Origin of the sequence: Vibrio sp. 1S139 (assembly GCF_041439475.1) — a bacterium.
Classification (GTDB): domain Bacteria; phylum Pseudomonadota; class Gammaproteobacteria; order Enterobacterales; family Vibrionaceae; genus Vibrio; species Vibrio crassostreae_C.
This window is the reverse complement of the sequence record NZ_JBGOOD010000079.1, coordinates 1-16,998: the sequence shown is the minus strand read 5'-3', so window position 1 is coordinate 16,998 and position 16,998 is coordinate 1. Positions and strand designations below refer to the sequence as shown.

Sequence of the window (16,998 nt, the reverse complement as noted above, 5' to 3'; positions counted from 1 at the left end):
CATACAAAGAGTTCAAATGAGGTGTACCTAAAATAAACCATCATCAAATGGATTGACAATATTCACTCATGTTTATACTGTTGTTTTGATCAGTGTTGTGGTGTGTTTGAATATGAGGTGAGTGAAAATGCGTGTTGAAATGATGGTCGATGAAAAAGTATTACCGAAAGGCGGTCTAGGAAAAATAACCGAGGAGCTAGAGCGTCGGTTAAGGCCGCTTTATCCTGACGCTCGAATACGAGTCCGTAAAGGAACGAATAATAACTTAGAAGTGTATTCCAGAGATAAAGATGAGAAGAAGAGAGCGAATAAGGTGATCGAGCAAGCGTTCAATGAAGCTGATGAATGGCTTCTCGTATGATTAATGAAGAGGGCAACTGTGCTCTCTTTCTGACTTTGAGTCGCTGGTGACCATAACAAAATAGAGCATGCAGTCTAACAACAGTTAACCGAAAATCGCAGCCGATAAAGACATGGGTATCAAAGAAAATATGGTGGGGCTTGGCCTTCCCTATTATCTGCTGCTTTTTGTTTATAGCTTTAGCCTTAACTTGGCCCTTCCTCTTTCGGTATACCGAAGATTTGTAGTGGTCAACAAATTCCGGACACTGACTTAAGCCGATTTTCGGCACTTACTGGCGACAGCCCATCATTTGCTTGATGAGGCCGTTGCCGATTATAGTAACTCATCAGGTAATGGCTGATGTCTTTCTTAGCTTGAGCTTGTGTCAGGTAACCTGTTGCTGGTATCCACTCGGTTTTCAAGCTTCTAAATAGCCGCTCCATGGGAGCGTTGTCCCAACAATTACCACGACGACTCATGCTTTGAGTTATACGATATCGCCAAAGTCTTTGGCGATATTTACGGCTGCTATATTGGCAGCCTTGATCTGAATGGAACATCACGTTCTTTGGACATCCTCGTTGCTCCCAGGCCATCTCCAAAGCTTTAGATACTAATTCTGTATCGGGATGAGCTAGAACTAAGCCTTTGTCTGAAAGTAGAATCGCAAAACCTTGACCAGGGAGCGACAATTCTGAGACTTGCTTAGATATGTTCTCAAGAGGTAGGCTTCCACCAACGACACCTTTCACAAGCCCATTTGATACCACGGCTTTTGCTATTGTCACTGTCAATTTACCGGAACGTGGCCCGACAAAAGGCTCTGTCATAACAAGCTGATCAGAAGTTGATTGTGCTAGCTTATACCATGGCCTTTTCAATGGATTGTAGTTAGGAACGGTGTTCAGTCCCGACACACGATACATATCTTTGTCTGCCGTCGCAAAGTACGTGGAGAAAAAGTCAGAGGATTGAGTCGCTTGATTCAAATAAGTGGGAATCGACGCACTATTCTCTACTTTTGTTATTGAGCTATGCAATGCTTCTATTTCTTGGGCTTGACTCAGAAACCATAAGGATATCTGTGAGTTTATAAGCGAGGAATAAAGGGAAATAGAACGTTGGGTTTGATCTTCGATATGTTGACTAAAATGTGAATAGGATGTGGTAGACAAAGTCAGAGTTATTATCGAGACAACTGCTGCCATCAAAAGTAAGAATTTTTTGTAGAGTGAAAGTGACATAGCGCATTGATTTAAAAAGAGTAACGTACTTTAACGGTAGCGTGAAAATACAACCAACGCGATTGAGATTTCCAATGAAAGGTATTACGAAATCTAATGTTAGTAGGGAGTTGCTATCAAATTCAGTATGCACAGTACGTTAGCCTCATGAAACCCAATGCTATTGAAATATGCAATGCTTGACATTTGATTATTTGCTTATCCAATTAATAAAAAACTAACTAGGATGGTTGTTGGAAACTTAGCCACGTCTTTAGGAGGATTAGGTGCTAAATACTACCAGAACGTTAGAAAACAAAACTCCGACGGAGAGATACTTATACTTCTTAGGTATGCCCGTTGCGTTAGTTATTTTTGCTATATTTTTTTACATGCCCGTTCCGGCAGGCATTACTTATGAAGGAAAAATATCACTCGGTGTGTTCCTGTTCGCTCTGACCCTTTGGGTCTGCGAGTCTTTGCCAAACTACGTCACCTCTTTAATTGCGATTGCAATGTTATCCATTTTTGGTGGTTGGGCAGAAAGCAAAGCCCTAGGTACGCTTGGCTATGATGTCATTTGGTTGATGATTTCAGCCTTCATCATTACTTCGGGCATGGAGAAAAGTGGGCTAGCAAGGCGTATTGCTCTGCTCATTATAAGTCGATTTGGAAAAACGGCAAAATCGATACTTGCTTCACTAATGGCAGCTAACTTTGCGATTGCGTTTATTGTACCCTCCACAACCGCGCGTGCTGCAATGTTACTTCCGATCGTGCTATTAGTTGCTAAAACATTTAAAGACAGTCCTAGTAGCAAAAACCTGGGTAAACTGCTAGCTATTCAAGGGTTGCAAGCCAACAATTTTTCCACTTCAGCCATTTTGACCGCCACGGCTCCACAAATCATGGCAGTAGGACTTATCGCTGAATTCACCGATATTAATGTAAGCTGGGGCGAATGGTTTATCGCGTCTGCGCCTATCGCTATTCTTACTTTGATAGCATCATTCATTATCGGGCAAATGCTCTTCCCAGTGAAAACAAATGGCGATAGTAGCCAAGTCACTGCATTCAAGTCGGAATATCAAAGCCTAGGTAAGCTTAGTGGTGAGGAACTAAAAGCCGGGGCTATATTCTTATTCACTATTATTCTTTGGTCTACAGATAAATGGCATGGGGCTTTATTCGGGTTCGAGTTTAGCTTAGTTATGGTTGCGTTACTCGCAGCAACATTGTTTCTGACTCCTTACGTAGGAACGTTAAAGTGGGAAGATGCGAACATTCCTTGGAACCTAATGATATTTGCCGCGGGTGCATATGCTGTAGGTGTCTCTTTAAGTGACACAGGGGTTGCTACTTGGGCTATACAAGGACTTTTTAGCTCAATAGGTATTGATTCTATGGATATGGTTACGCTGTACGCGACAGTTATGGCTATCTCTATATTTTCACACTTTGTGTTCACCAGTAAAACAGTTCGAGTCATTATTCTTATCCCAACGCTGGTAGGTCTGGCAAACTCTGCTGGAGTTCCACCGCTGATGTTATTGCTTCCTGCAGCATTCACTATTTCGGACACAATTACCTTACCTCCGCATAGTAAAGCAAACTTAGTGTATTACAGTAGTGGCTTCTTTACCGTCAGCGATCAATTGATCTACGGATTCCTTACTCTCATCGCTAAATGGGGCTTGATGTTCTTAGCGTACTTCACTTGGTTCAACTATTTAGGCATCACGGGGTAATAGACATGAATAAGTATATTATTGCAGCACTTTTACTGTTGCCGACGTATGCAGTTTCATCGCAAAAATTGGCACTAAACAATTACGAAGAAATAATAGAAACCCACAACAATCAAGTGACAACAACCGTAAAATTTTCAGGAAAAACTGATCAAGATGGATATATCTATTCCCCTGTATATAAAAATGTTTCTATTGAGCAGATTTCCAATTATTCCGTCGTGCCACGATTAGAAAAAATCAACGGTTTGGATGTCTATGGTTGGTATGTCAATAAACCAAATGAACAAACAATATTAGGTTTCAGTTTTACAAGACCAGAGGGCGATTACACTAAGAAAACAAAATTGAAGCATAGTCACCCATCGGGAGTGAAATCGTTCAATTATAACTTTGTTAACAGTGCTCCTATGACAATCGAGAAATACCAACTGACTTATAAAGTTCCTCACCAACGAGAACTATATAAAGTAATGACACCGGCTTTCTCAACAAAAAAGGCCTCTTATACGCTCAATGAAGCAGGTCCGGAACAAGAAATTACCATCACAAAACGCAACATTTCATTGAATCAGGCGATCAAAGCAGAGATTGCACTCTACGAGTCTACCGCTTTCTCTAAGCTCGTTGTCTGTGGATTGTTGTTGATGCTAGCCCTATTTTTTGCATTAAAACGTATGAATATTGTCGTAAGTAAGGAGTACACCCAATGAAAAAACAGATGCTTTTAGTGATTGCTGACGGAATGGGCGATTTGCCATTGGCCGAACTCGATAATAAAACACCTTTAGAATATGCGAATACGCAGCACCTAGCTCGTTTAGCAGCAAAGGGCCTGTGCGGGAGTGTTTATCCTGTAACAGCAGGCGTTCCAGTGGGTACCGATGTTGGCCACCTCGCTATTTTTGGTTATGACCCATATGAGGTGTACAACGGAAGAGGTCCGATCGAAGCTTACGGAGCTGGAATCGATCTCCAGCCAAATGACATTGCCTTTAGGGGAAATTTTGCCACGGTTAGTGACGAGTTCACGGTTCTTGACAGGAGAGCTGGCCGAATCAATGAAGACACGTTAGCTCTAACCGAGGCGTTGGATGGAATGGTTTTGAGCTGTGGTGCTGAAGTTATTGTAAAACCTCTAAGTGCACATCGTGTCGCTGTAGTATTAAGAGGTGCAAACCTATCTCCGAATGTCACTGAAACTGACCCTGGCACAGCGAGAGAGGGGGAAAAAGTTCAACAAAGCCAAGCGACAACAGATTCAGAAGAGGCCGTGCTAACAGCTGCGGCAATCAATGAGCTCTGTGAAAAAATGTATGCCAAGCTATCCCTTCATCCTATTAACGCAGAACGCGTACGTAATGGAAAGCCTGCAGCCAATATGATTTTATTGCGCGGTATTGGTACAGCTAAGAAGCTCGATACTGTGGTTGACAAGTACAACGTCAAAGCAGGCTGCGTAGCAGGTGATAGAACAGTACTGGGAATCGCTAGAATGGCTGGATTAGATACTTATCATGAAGAAAGTTTCACTGCTGGATTTGATACCAATTATATAGGTAAAGCTGATGCCGCCTTGAAGATGATTCATGGTGGTTATGACTGGGTTGTTCTTCATGTAAAAGCTCCAGATCTTGCAGGGCATGATAACCTCGCAAAAGAAAAAGTTCGTACCGCGGAAAAAATCGATAGTATGATCGGATATATGCTCGAGCAAATTGACCAAGACCAATGCTACTTTTCATTTACGAGTGATCATTCAACACCTTGCAGCAAAAGAGATCATTCAGGTCATCCTGTGCCAACGTTACTCTCTGGGCCAGACACATTGCCTAGCCATGTAGAAAACTTTGGGGAGCGATACGTACAGACTGGAAGCTTACAAAATCTTGTGGCAAACGATTTCTTTAAAATCCAGATGGACTATTTAGGGAAAGTTAAAAAACTAGGTGCGTAAAGTAGCCAACAATGATTCAGCCTTTTGGTAACCTATATGAAACTTGAAAACATACAAGCTTTTGTAACCATTGCAAAGGTTAAAAGTTTTACTAAAGCAGCAGACTTATGTTTTTGTACACAAGGTACAATGTCTCAAAGGCTGAAAGTATTGGAAGATCACTATCGAACCTGCCTTATTCACCGTGTAGGTCGAGAAATACAACTCACTGAAGCAGGGCGGAGGATTCTGCCCTATTGTGAAAGTATTTTACAGACCTTCGGAGAATCAAAAGTAGCGCTCGAGAACCTCGATGAATTCACTCAAGCTGATCTGGCTGTCTGTGCTTCTTTTACCCCCGGAACTACGTTAGTTCCTAGTACTATCGGCCACATAATAAGGAGCTATCCTTTAGTCAACATCAACAGTCATATTAAATATGCAGGAGATGTGATTCATGAGCTATCTTTTGAACAAAATTACGATATCGGGATAATATCTCAACCCAAGAGCAAGGTCGAGAAATTAAAAAAACTCAATATTGAGTATATTTGTGACGACAAGCTTGTTTTGATTGCAAGAAAAGATAGTGAATTTATAAGAAAGTTAAAGGGGAAAAAAGTCGTCTCTTTAAAAGAGGTACAAGATCAACGCATCCTAATATCAAATAGAAATAGCACGCTAGTTAATGCTATTCATTCTGAATTGCCAATAGCTGAAATGGATAATATAACTTCTTTGGGTAATGTGGTCGCTATAAAAAAAGGAGTGGAACTAGGGCTAGGTGTTTCCATTTTATCAGAGTTCATGGTTGAAGATGAATTAGATAAAGGAAACTTTATATCTTTAGATATTGATGGCTTGGATGAGCATCGAAGTATATACGCCATAAGTAAAAAGAATAACTTGCTTTCACCTCTAGCTAGGAAGTTTATTGAGGTTATTAAACGAGAAAATAGCTCTAGATAAATATTACTATAAAGGTTAATGAAAATGATATCAATTTCTCCTATTTCTGGGTTAGGTGAAAAGGGCCCAGCGTGTTTCCTATTGCGGATTAAAAATACAAATATATTACTCGACTGTGGTAGAGGTCCAGATAATAATAAAACGCCTACAGTGTCAAAATTACCTAAGGTTATCGATGCGGTGGTATTTAGCCACTTACATAATGATCATATAGGCGCGCAAGAGCTCATTAAAAACCATACAATTAAGGAAGTTTGGGCAACGAAGCTTACCTGGAAAAAGCTTGTTCATACCAATTTCGCCGGTTCAAAGTGTAAAGTTCTCCCTGCCAATGGACATTGCTTAATCGCAGAGCTTGATGTACAGACAGGTCGCACAGGGCATGTGGCGGGAGGTGTTTGGGTACATTTTAAAGATGAAGGAGGGCTTACTTATCTGTCTGATATTCAGCCAGAAAGCATCACCTACGCCTTCGATCCCCCACCACCAAGTAAGACTATGATTATGGATGCATCCTACAAAACTTGGGATGTTCCGCTGAGTGATTCAGTTGAGTCATTTAAGAAAGAGTTGCAACCAAGGACGTTATTTCCTGTATCCCCTTACGGGCGAGCGGCAGAGATGGCGCTTATTGCATACAGGCAAGAGAAAAAAATTAGTGTCTGTTCGAAAGTTTATTCGGCTTTGATAGATCTACTAAATAACAGTGAATATCTTAAAACAGAATGCATAGCGGAGATTGAGCAATTATTGCAGTATGTTGTGGTTGTTTACGATGTGGCCGACTACACTCGGACATGTGATCTTCCTATATTTGCAACATCCGCACAGCTAACAGATGGCTTTAGTGATAGGCTTCTTCATTTTTATGGGGAACGTCTAAGTGTGGCTCTGACTGGTCATATTGCACAAGGGAGTCAAGCGCAAAAGGAGTTTGAGAAGGGCAGTGCGACTTTTATTCGATGGCCTGTTCATCCGACTTTTTCGCAACAAATTGAACTATTGGTGAACACCAAACCACGTCATACTATTTTAGCGTTTGCCGAAGATGTTGACGTATCTCCATATGAAAAAAAATATTCATGTGATTATTATACTGATGGCAGCAAAGCAATTCTAATAGATTAGAACCTAGCCCACTACTTCCCTTCATAATACTAGCGAACGGAGAAATATCGTTCGCTAGTATTTTTTAGTCTCTAAATTAACGGTAAGACACAGACATATCTAATGGGGTGACTGAGATGAATGATTTGCTTTGGCACACTCTCTATTTGCTAATTATAATAATATTAATAGCAGCTAGGCTATGGTTTAGAGTGAAGATGGATTTCACTAAACTCAAGAAGATTTTGAAAAATCACATCCGTTTAAGAAAGAGAGTCGACGAACTTACTCGGGTAGAATCCAAATATAAAGCTTTGTTGGATAACTCCGACGACTACATTAGTTTTAAAGATAGTAAGCATAAATATATCGCGGTAAGTCGAGCATTCTTGGAACTGCTTGGTATGTCGAGAGAAGAGATCATTGGAAAAACTGACTTAGACCTCTTCGACAAAGGGCATGCTGAAGTCTACTTCAAAGAAGAGAAAAGAGTCATAAGACAAGGTCAAACTCTAAACAATCTTGAAGAAATTTATCGTGACCACAATGGGACGTTACGTTGGATCAGTACGAGAAAACAACCTATCTATGATGAAAACAAAAATGTCATCGGACTTGTAGGGATTGGTCGCGATATAACCAAGGCCAAGAGCATCGAACAAAAGCTAAGGCGACGCGCGAATTACGATCCGTTGACTAACGTATGTAATCGTAAACACTTTATTGCACAAGCAGAGCTCTTGCTAAAAAACTACGCAGAAAACAATATAGATGCCAGTGTTTATTTTATCGATCTAGATGGGTTCAAAGCCATTAATGATCAATATGGTCATAGCGCCGGAGATTATCTCATTCAAAAAGTTGCAGAGCGACTAAAGCTGATTTTTTACAACAACGGGGTAGTCGGACGTTTTGGAGGAGATGAATTTGTAGCCATACATCGTATCAGAGAAGAAAGAGACGCATTACGCCTTGCACAAGCCATAAACACTGTAATTAGTTCCCCAATAATATGGGGGAGTCAATCCCTCGTTGTTGGATGTAGTGTCGGGGTTGCCTGCTTTCCCAAGCACAGTTTAAACATTGAACATTTGCTTATCAAAGCAGATACTGACATGTATAAATCAAAATTACGAAATAGGCCATCCTTGAGTGGTGATTGAATAGGCACAGTAGACACTCGATGAATACAAAAAAAAAGATTCCTCAGGTTCAATTGTTAGCAAACCAGTTTTGTCGAGCGATAGAGTTCTCTGGTGAACAAGAAGGAGTATTTCTACTGCCTCATCGACATGAGTATTGGGAGCTGGTTTGGTGCAAAGAAGACGCGGGTACACAAAGTATAGATTTCGTTGAATACGAAAATTGTGCCAATCGCTTTTTCACCATAGCACCAGGGCAAGTGCATCTATCCAAGTCTATGGGCAACAATGTTCGGTTATTGTTGTTTTCTCCTGTATTTGTTGAAACAGACCTACGCAGTAGCCAACTTGTCAGAACTGTCTTCTCCACGGATTGTGGTCGTCCACCGTACATAGATTGCGATGAACGAGGTATCCAATATCTAGCTCCATTGTTTACTATGTTGAAAGAGGAGTGTGATTCTGGCGAAGAGAAATGTGATTTGGACCTGTTGGAATCCCTTACAAAGGTGTTTTTGCGTTATTTGTCGCGTTACGCCATAGCCCCACGCGAAAAATGCGAGCAAAGCGATGCGCGTGTTAGACGATTAATGGGACTCATCGAACAGAACTTCAAAGAAGAGCGCAAGTGTGAGTTTTATGCGTCTGAGCTCTCTCTAACAAGTAAGCGTCTAAACGAACTCGTCAAGAACGAGCGAGGTAAAACTGTCACGCAATTAATCCATAGTCGCATTCTGCTCGAAGCTAGCCGTGATCTGGCTTTTTCCTCGAAAACGATTAAAACCATCGCCTTTGAATTAGGTTTTGAAGACCCAGCTTATTTTAGTCGTTTCTATCGCAAGCAAATGAATGAGTCTCCCATGGAGTTTCGATTAAGATGTACAAATAGTGCTGTAATATAGGCGTATAGTCCCTTTTCTCTTCACTTCAGTGTTCTGATAATACCTGTAAATGTTCTCACTAAAAACGGGTTTTACTTGTCTCTTATGGTTATCAATCTCAAAATCGATCCTATCTCAAGATCTTTCTATCAGTACCTGTGGCCTGCACTGACCGGAATGCTTATAAAGTCGCTGTTCATCATGGGCGATGCTTTGGTTATAGGTCTTGGTGTCGGCTCTGATGGACTAGGTGCTATCGCTATTATCACTCCACCATTTTCGATTTTTACCGCTATTGCCATGATGGTCGGCATTGGCGGCGCTGCCAAAATGTCGATAGAAACGGGTAAAGGAAGCACAGAATCCAATCAGCTATTGTTTAGTCAGTCCATATTGCTAACTGTTGTACTCTCTTCCCTGACTGTTATAGGTTCGTTTGTTTGGTTAGATGAACTGCTTACCCTAATTGGCGCATCCGGTAACATTGCTTTACTTGCGCATGATTATATGTCGGCAATGTTACCCTTCTTTGTGGTGTACTCGCTCGCCTGGGTAATATCGAGTTTTATACGTAATGATGCCAACCCGAAGCTTGCAACTTATGCCATGTCCATTGGAGCTATTATCAATTTGTTGCTTGATTATATCTTCATTATGGAGATCGATATGGGAATGAAAGGTGCCGCATATGGGACAGCCATTGCTCAAACACTTATCGTACTGATTCTGCTTAGCCATTTTGTTCGAAAACAAGGCTCTTTAAGGTTCAACCTTCAAGGTATCGGCTTAAGTAGAGCGAGAGAGATCATGAGTATTGGAACGCCAACTTTTTTTATCGAGCTAACGACTGCGATGACCATTGTTCTGTTCAACTACGTACTGCTGACACAGTTTGGCGAGAAATATATCATCGCTTACGGGCTTACGACCAACGTAGGCGTATTTGCGTTGTTTGTAATGGTGGGAATCGCTCAGGCTTGCCAACCAATTATTAGCTTTAACCACGGAGCTGAACGTCCAGAGCGAGTTAATGAGATCCTAAAACTTGGTATGAAAGCAGCAATAGGAAGCGGTACTGTATTTTTACTAGGAATATGGCTCACGGCACCGATGATTGCAGCATTTTATTTAGGTGATGCGAATGACTTAATTCCAATCGCTGCAAGTGCTTTGATGTTCTATTTCTTGGGTGTTCCGTTGATGGGTTTGAATATGGTCATCGCCAACCTGTTCCAAGCGATTGCAAAACCTAAGCAAGCGACATTCATTTCATTGAGCAGGGGCTTTGTGTTTGTCGCAATAGGGGTTGTGTTGCTGCCTAAGTTTTTCCCGAAAGATGGTATTTGGGCAAGTATTGTCTTCGCAGAATCCGTAACCGCTGTTATTAGCGTATCCATGTTATTAAGGTACCTACGAAGCAAAACCATCTATTGCAATGAAAGTAGAGCATAGGGTTATGCTCTACAAGACTGATACAGAGTATTAAGCGAGATTTTGCAGTTTAAAGGAAATCAAGAGGCACGGATTATTCGTCTGATTATAAGTAATATCAACTTATCTGAAGACCGCTTTGTGTATTTTATCGTTTGATGTATGGGAAAGCTTCAATCATTCATTGAAGCTTTCAGAGTAAGCACTGTCCTAGCAGCTTACGTTTTTGCCATGTTGCTACTATAACGTCGTTCTGATGTCAGCAATAATTATTCAATGACAGAGCAAGTTTCACTCATATCAATTGTGGATCTGCATTTCTTTAATTTCAGATGTTTCGATTTCAATAGCGGCTTATTTGTTGCCGTCAGGAAAGTATGACGTAAGAAGTGGAATCTCTGCCTCAAGATATCTAACAAAAACTTTTATTTAGATCTCGATAAATCAATGAGATAACCTTTATCCGTATGTTTGACAAAAAAGAGATGGTAATCAGTCAATAAGAGCTGAACGGTTGTTCCTTTGGATTTGATTGGATAATTTACAGAAGCCTTTGATGTGAAAAATTGTATGCTATGCATTCTAGACTTTGGGCATCTTACAGTAATTGTTGGGGGGCAACGCACGAACGGGCTTGAATCCCTGCTTTACTCGTCACTTTCTTTGAGTGATTTTACAAAGTTAAGCACTTGATTTCTTTTATCTTCAGATAATCTCGAGATTGCCGTCGCTAACTCACCGCTACGTTGAACAGTTCGCAAAGCATTTTGGCTCCCTCAACTTGTCTATTAACGAGAACGTTCGAGTTCGTCCGACATTAAGAGAGCGGTGGCCTTTTTTAATATGGATTTTTCTCGCTCTAGCCGGTTAATCCGGGCTTCTAACTCTTGGATTTTCTTTTGCTCAGGCGTGAGGGCTTTGGTCGTTGGTGTCATCCCACCTCGCTCAACTTTGAGTTGGTCGACCCATCGCCGTAAAGCCGTTTCACCTACGCCCATAGAGTTAGCTGCTTCAGGTATGGAGTACCCTTGATCAAGAACCAAACTTGCAGCATCTATTTTGAACTCAGTAGAAAATGTACGTCGTTGTCGTTTTGTCATTGAACACCTCATTTATGGTGGAGACTTTACCACCTAATTTGGTGTCCGGTATCATTAGACCACTACAATTGGCATTAATAGATTGTTAAAACTATGTGGTGCTATCTTGTTGTAACGAGTTCTGTGATAGGTTTCCTTCCCATTCATTGAAAAGGAAGGTTATGAATACCGATCCTCTCGTGGATAAGATATCCATTACGCAAGAATATAATCTACAACTTATTGAAGGTTTCAAAAGCTCAATTTATCCATCTTACGAAGCTTACATTTCTGATGTTTTTACGATGAGTTTGAATGAGAACACCCAGTTTGCTTTGTCTTTTGAAAATAGCAATACCCCTCCAGATCGAACCAAAGATCAAATCCAACTTGTAGTTATTAAAAAAGTAAACGCATCAATACGTCACAGTGAACACCTAAGGAAAGGTGGTACTGATGTTGGTTTCAATAAATCTATTTCTGATATTTTTAGATTATTGAGTATCAATAAATAGCTCTAATCTAAAAAAGATCCCAAACTCAAGTAAGTAGCAGTTAAGTGTAAAATAAAGGAGTTTAAGATGTGGAAAATTAACCTACTGTTTATAGTGGTTACTAGTGTGACAGCGCACGCCGGTGTACTTAATCCAGAATGCACAGTTGATAAAGCAGTAAAGAGTGCAGTTACAAATGCGGCTGTCGGTATAGGAGGACGTTGTTCACCGAAAGAAGCTGCGACAGATACAGTAAAAATCACTGTTAAAGAAGCACTGCCTGACGAAGGTGCTGCTGGTAAAGTGGTTGACTTAGCTACTCCTAACAAAGAGCCTCAACCTATAAGAAACACAACCCAAAAAATTGTTAACTAATACAAACTATTTATCATCTATGCCCTTGATCATTGAAGATACTTGATTTTTCGATAATTGCAGGTAGAGCTTTTTTGGCGAGAAGCTCTACCTGCAATTCGATCGATCGTTTTCATCTTTTTGATGAAGAGTCGAATTTATTATCTTGAAGTTAAGCATAACAACCTAGGAATTATCATGAATAAATATATGGCAGAGTTTATCGGTACATTTTGGCTTGTACTGGGGGGATGTGGTAGCGCGGTACTAGCAGCCGGATTTCCTGATTTAGGTATCGGATTTATTGGGGTATCACTGGCGTTTGGTTTAACAGTATTAACAATGGCTTTTGCTATTGGTCACATATCTGGTTGCCACTTAAATCCAGCTGTATCAGTTGGCTTATGGGTTGGTGGCCGTTTTGATGCCAAAGATTTAGTTCCATACGTCGTTTCTCAAGTACTTGGAGGAATTGCGGCAGGCGGTATTTTATATCTTATCGCCAGTGGCCAAGTTGGCTTTGATTTAGCCGATGGCTTCGCATCAAATGGCTTTGGTGAGCACTCTCCAGGTCGTTATACAATGACAGCTGCGCTAGTTACAGAAGTCGTACTGACTGCTATGTTCTTAATTGTGATCATGGGTGCGACAGATAGCCGAGCTCCGGCTGGTTTTGCTCCAATTGCAATTGGCCTATGTTTAACGCTTATTCACTTAATCAGTATCCCTGTAACCAATACATCTGTTAACCCAGCTCGTAGTACTGCTGTAGCTGTTTATGTTGGCGATTGGGCAACGTCGCAACTTTGGTTATTCTGGGTGGCTCCAATTGTAGGTGCGGTTCTTGGGGCTCTTATTTATAAACTAATGGCGAAAGAATCATAATTGCTGCGATGTTTTTGTGAATCCTCGCCTATAACAACGGGCGAGGAATTACAGTGAAACTGCTGAATCATCAATATTTCAGTGAGGCTGTGTAAAGCATTATGGGTTTAACACTTCTTTAAGCTTTTTGTCGGCTTTAAATGGGCTTTGCGTAATTAGGCTCTGTTTCAACGTTCGTCGAATCAGCTAATCCTATCTGTTTAGGCCTGCTCGCTCATGACACTCTTTAAGTATCGACAATTTTCTATGACATTATCATTTGGGCTGCACGTTGGGTTGGTTTTGTAAGTACGGGGTAAGCTATCGAGAGTTTGAAGATATGCTTTGTGAATGGAGTGTCAACGTAGATCACAGTACGATTTATCGTTGGGTTTAACGCTATGCGCCTGAAATTGAAAAACGATTACGATGGTACTGGGAATCTAAGATGGGGCTGAATTGGTAAGTAGGCGAAATCTACATCAAAGTGAAAGGAAAATGGGTGTACCGGTATCGTGCTATTGATAAGAAAGACCATACCGTCGACTTTTTATTTATCACCTAGACGCAATGCTAAAGCGGCGAAACGGTTTTTAGGTAAGGCGTTGAAAGGACTAAAGTGTTGGGGGTTCCCCTCCGCGATTAAGATCGACAAGGCCGCTTCCTATGGGGGGGCTATGACAGAATAAAGAGAGTAGGTCAATGCCGTGAAGCGATTGAACACAGGCAAATTAAATACCTGAACAATACATAGAAACAGATCATGGAAAATCAACCCAGTAAGAGGATTTAAAACGATGAAGACGGCTTATGCCACTATCAAAGGATTTGAAGTGATGCACATGTTTAAAAATGACAATTCAGTATTTAGTTATCAGGTAAAGGAATAGCAGGAGAGATCCGTCTAATCACCAATGCATTGGTAAACTATTAATCATTATTCAGGGGCTTTTTTGATGAACTCAATGCCACGAAGGTTAGCATGGCGAATCAGGGTTGGGGGCGATATATTATTTTTTAGTGCCACAGATTTTTTAAACTCAAACAAACCAGATGAGTAATCCAATAATGCTTGGTTGATTTTTTCTTCGGTTGTACGATATTGGTTGTTCACTACATTGTCTTTATTGATGTTTTTACGGATTGTTCGATTCTTCTCTCCCCAATGTGTTAGGGATTCTAATTGCTCAAATTTCATGATGTTCTATTAGGTATTTAAAAAGCGTGAGTATTACATATTTTGTTGGTGGGAGAATTAACAAAAGAAAAAAAATCACATTTTCACATGCTCTATACAAATCTAATGCATCCACATAAAATTTTAAAAGAGAGTTTTACTCGACTGTAATATAAGCGTTGGGTTCATTTTATATTAGGAGAGAATGCTATGTGGGATAAAATTCCCCTTGAGAGTTTATACGAGAAATCTTTAGAATTATTGTTGACCTTTGGTCCTAAGTTTATTTTAGCGCTGATTGTTCTGATTACTGGTTGGTGGCTTGTTGGTAAAGTAAGTCGAACAATCGAAGTTGCTTTAGAAAAAATGAAATTTGAGTCTGGGTTAAGAGGCTTTTTGTCTTCCCTTGCTTCTGTTGTTTTGAAAATATTGTTGATTATATCTGCCGCTTCTATGTTAGGTGTAGAAACAACGTCATTTATTGCTATGCTCGGTGCTGCTGGTTTGGCTGTAGGGATGGCTTTGCAAGGTAGTTTATCGAATTTTGCCGGTGGGGTTCTTATTCTCTTCTTTAAACCATTTAAGGTTGGGGATGTCATTGAAGCACAAGGTCACATGGGGAAAGTTGTAGACATACAAATTTTTGTTACAGTTCTACTGACGTACGACAATCAAAAAATCATTATTCCAAATGGCTCATTATCAAACGGTACGGTGAAAAACCTTTTCTGTGAAGAGAAACGTCGTATAGATATCGAGTTTGGTATCAGCTATGGTGATGATATTCACAAAGCAAGATGCGTCCTAATGCAAGTAATGGATGATTATGACTTAATTATTAATGAACCCATGCCAACGGTGCATGTTAGCCAGCACGGGGACAGTCATGTAGGTATGTTGATATGGGCGTGGGTTAAATCTGATAATTATTGGCCAGCTTATTTTGGTCTGTATGAACGTGTTAAAGATGCATTTGACGCACAAGATATTACGATCCCTTTCCCGCAGCGCGATGTTCATATTCACAAGTGATTATAGGGAGGTGTAGCTCCCTTTTTCATTTTAATTCTAAGCACTTACTTCATCAGTAAGTGGTTAGAATAATTCACTTAGGCGTTACCTATAATTCTATTATTCGGCTATAACGTCAGGTACCGATAAAACGTCGCTCTCGATATTGACAGTGACTCACAAATTGAATCTATAGATAGCGTCTTGTTTTGGTGCATCTGCTTGGTCATTTGCACCTTTGAGTTGCTAGGCTTTATTTTAGGTCGTCCACCCAACCTTCCTCTCGCTCTTGCCGCCTTTAGTCCTGCATTCGTTCTCTCTTGAATCAAGCGTCTTTCAAATTGCGCCAATGCGCCAAAGATATTGAACATGAGCTCACCTGATGCGGTAGTGGTATCAATAGCCCCATCTTGAATAGATTTAAAACCAACCCCTCTTTGCATCAATGATTCAATCAAACTGATAAGGTGCGCCATAGAATGTCCCAATCGGTCTAATCGCCATACGACCAGAACATCCCCTTCTTGTAGAGTAACTGATACAAGCCGCCAATCCAGGTCGGTCAGATTTTGCGCCACTGACCTTGTCGGTGAAAATATGACTTTCAGAATGCCACTTGGTAATTAAGGCGTTAATTTGCAGATGAAGTTCTTGCTCATCGGTACTGACTCGCGCATAGCCTATTTTTGACTCATTGACTCATTGACTCATTGACTCATTGACTCATTGACTCATATACCTAATTATTTTTTAGTTTGTAGGATTATAATTAATGAGATGACTTTATAAGACAGCTTGAGCCTGATTTGACTGCTTTTTCAGTCGTTCGCTTTGCATCTCATAATATGACCGTTTTATGAGATAGTTAATTGAGGTCACTGTCTCTAATGGTTTATTAATCATGTTAACAATGATTAAGCGTGTTATTCTTAAATCATTGCAGCAATGGATAGTGGTATGTGACAATTAAAAACAGCAGGCTCAGCCTAATTCAAAAAGAGATATTAAATTGTTTAGCGAAGGCGTTCGTGAAGGGTGTTAAAGAAGGTAAGGCTACGGTCATCAATCGCGCTGTGACACAAACACTCAACAGAGAGGTTCATCCCAACAATTTTCGTGTTTCCTGCAAAACTCTGGAAGAGCGAGGGCTTATCATGCGCCGGAAGGTCGGTTTTGACTGGTACATCAATATAACGCCAGAAGGGTTCGATGAGGCGCTTGAAAGGTTAAATGAAAGTT

16 protein-coding genes and 3 pseudogenes are annotated in these 16,998 nt (G+C 40.6%); 15 read left to right on the top strand and 4 right to left on the bottom strand.

The window, feature by feature from the left end; translation table 11 throughout:
• The first annotated feature begins 127 nt into the window (after positions 1-127).
• Positions 128-361, top strand: a complete 234-nt coding sequence (locus ACED46_RS19360; protein WP_019821555.1) for a DinI-like family protein — start codon at positions 128-130, stop codon at positions 359-361.
• Positions 362-591: 230 nt separating this feature from the next.
• On the opposite strand, the gene ACED46_RS19355 is transcribed toward ACED46_RS19360, so the two are convergent.
• Positions 592-1,551, bottom strand: coding sequence for a cache domain-containing protein (locus tag ACED46_RS19355; RefSeq protein WP_371722210.1), 960 nt, complete (start codon positions 1,549-1,551; stop codon positions 592-594).
• 302 nt (positions 1,552-1,853) lie between these two features.
• On the opposite strand from ACED46_RS19355, the gene ACED46_RS19350 reads away from it, so the two are divergent.
• The 8 genes from ACED46_RS19350 (at position 1,854) to ACED46_RS19315 (ending at position 10,801) form a co-directional block, all read left to right on the top strand.
• A complete protein-coding gene (locus ACED46_RS19350) occupies positions 1,854-3,314 on the top strand; it encodes an SLC13 family permease (RefSeq protein ID WP_371722208.1) in 1,461 nt (486 codons plus the stop codon).
• 5 nt (positions 3,315-3,319) lie between these two features.
• Positions 3,320-4,027 (top strand): hypothetical protein, encoded by a 708-nt coding sequence (locus ACED46_RS19345; RefSeq protein WP_371722207.1) that lies wholly within the window; start codon positions 3,320-3,322, stop codon positions 4,025-4,027.
• On the top strand, positions 4,024-5,271 hold the full coding sequence (apgM, locus tag ACED46_RS19340; RefSeq protein ID WP_371722206.1) for a 2,3-bisphosphoglycerate-independent phosphoglycerate mutase: 1,248 nt from the start codon (positions 4,024-4,026) through the stop codon (positions 5,269-5,271). Before ACED46_RS19345 ends, apgM begins: the two co-directional genes overlap by 4 nt.
• Positions 5,272-5,307: 36 nt before the next feature.
• Complete coding sequence (locus ACED46_RS19335) at positions 5,308-6,219, top strand: LysR family transcriptional regulator (protein WP_371722205.1); 912 nt, start codon at positions 5,308-5,310, stop codon at positions 6,217-6,219.
• A gap of 24 nt (positions 6,220-6,243) precedes the next feature.
• Complete coding sequence (locus ACED46_RS19330; protein ID WP_371722204.1) at positions 6,244-7,347, top strand: MBL fold metallo-hydrolase; 1,104 nt, start codon at positions 6,244-6,246, stop codon at positions 7,345-7,347.
• Positions 7,348-7,544: 197 nt separating this feature from the next.
• Positions 7,545-8,489 carry a diguanylate cyclase gene (locus ACED46_RS19325; RefSeq protein WP_371722203.1) on the top strand — a complete coding sequence of 315 codons (945 nt, stop codon included), beginning with the start codon at positions 7,545-7,547 and terminating at the stop codon, positions 8,487-8,489.
• 20 nt (positions 8,490-8,509) lie between these two features.
• Positions 8,510-9,370 carry a helix-turn-helix domain-containing protein gene (locus ACED46_RS19320; protein WP_371722202.1) on the top strand — a complete coding sequence of 287 codons (861 nt, stop codon included), beginning with the start codon at positions 8,510-8,512 and terminating at the stop codon, positions 9,368-9,370.
• A gap of 84 nt (positions 9,371-9,454) precedes the next feature.
• Positions 9,455-10,801, top strand: coding sequence for an MATE family efflux transporter (locus tag ACED46_RS19315; RefSeq protein ID WP_371722209.1), 1,347 nt, complete (start codon positions 9,455-9,457; stop codon positions 10,799-10,801).
• Between the two features lie 750 nt (positions 10,802-11,551).
• On the opposite strand, the pseudogene ACED46_RS19310 reads toward ACED46_RS19315, so the two are convergent.
• Positions 11,552-11,880: pseudogene (locus ACED46_RS19310) on the bottom strand (transposase); the annotation flags it as partial.
• 161 nt (positions 11,881-12,041) lie between these two features.
• Here ACED46_RS19310 and ACED46_RS19305 point away from each other — a divergent pair.
• The 4 genes and pseudogenes from ACED46_RS19305 to ACED46_RS19290 all read left to right on the top strand — a co-directional run bounded on the left by ACED46_RS19305 (position 12,042) and on the right by ACED46_RS19290 (position 14,461).
• Complete coding sequence (locus ACED46_RS19305; protein ID WP_371722201.1) at positions 12,042-12,374, top strand: hypothetical protein; 333 nt, start codon at positions 12,042-12,044, stop codon at positions 12,372-12,374.
• Positions 12,375-12,440: 66 nt separating this feature from the next.
• The gene (locus ACED46_RS19300; RefSeq protein ID WP_102501359.1) at positions 12,441-12,728 is read left to right on the top strand and encodes a hypothetical protein; all 288 of its coding nucleotides are present in this window, start codon (positions 12,441-12,443) and stop codon (positions 12,726-12,728) included.
• A 177-nt stretch (positions 12,729-12,905) separates the two neighbouring features.
• A complete protein-coding gene (gene aqpZ, locus ACED46_RS19295) occupies positions 12,906-13,592 on the top strand; it encodes an aquaporin Z (protein WP_371722200.1) in 687 nt (228 codons plus the stop codon).
• Between the two features lie 216 nt (positions 13,593-13,808).
• Positions 13,809-14,461 (top strand): annotated as a pseudogene (locus tag ACED46_RS19290) (IS6 family transposase).
• Positions 14,462-14,508: 47 nt separating this feature from the next.
• Here the strand turns inward: ACED46_RS19290 and ACED46_RS19285 are convergent.
• A complete protein-coding gene (locus tag ACED46_RS19285; protein WP_371722199.1) occupies positions 14,509-14,769 on the bottom strand; it encodes a hypothetical protein in 261 nt (86 codons plus the stop codon).
• 189 nt (positions 14,770-14,958) lie between these two features.
• Here ACED46_RS19285 and ACED46_RS19280 point away from each other — a divergent pair, with 189 nt between their 5' ends.
• Positions 14,959-15,780, top strand: coding sequence for a mechanosensitive ion channel family protein (locus ACED46_RS19280; protein WP_371722198.1), 822 nt, complete (start codon positions 14,959-14,961; stop codon positions 15,778-15,780).
• Positions 15,781-15,887: 107 nt separating this feature from the next.
• Here ACED46_RS19280 and ACED46_RS19275 read toward each other — a convergent pair.
• Positions 15,888-16,443 (bottom strand): annotated as a pseudogene (locus ACED46_RS19275) (recombinase family protein).
• A 281-nt stretch (positions 16,444-16,724) separates the two neighbouring features.
• Between ACED46_RS19275 and ACED46_RS19270 the strand changes: the two are divergent.
• Positions 16,725-16,998, top strand: a 274-nt coding sequence (locus tag ACED46_RS19270) for a hypothetical protein (protein ID WP_102426116.1), incomplete at its 3' end; no start/stop codon positions are given.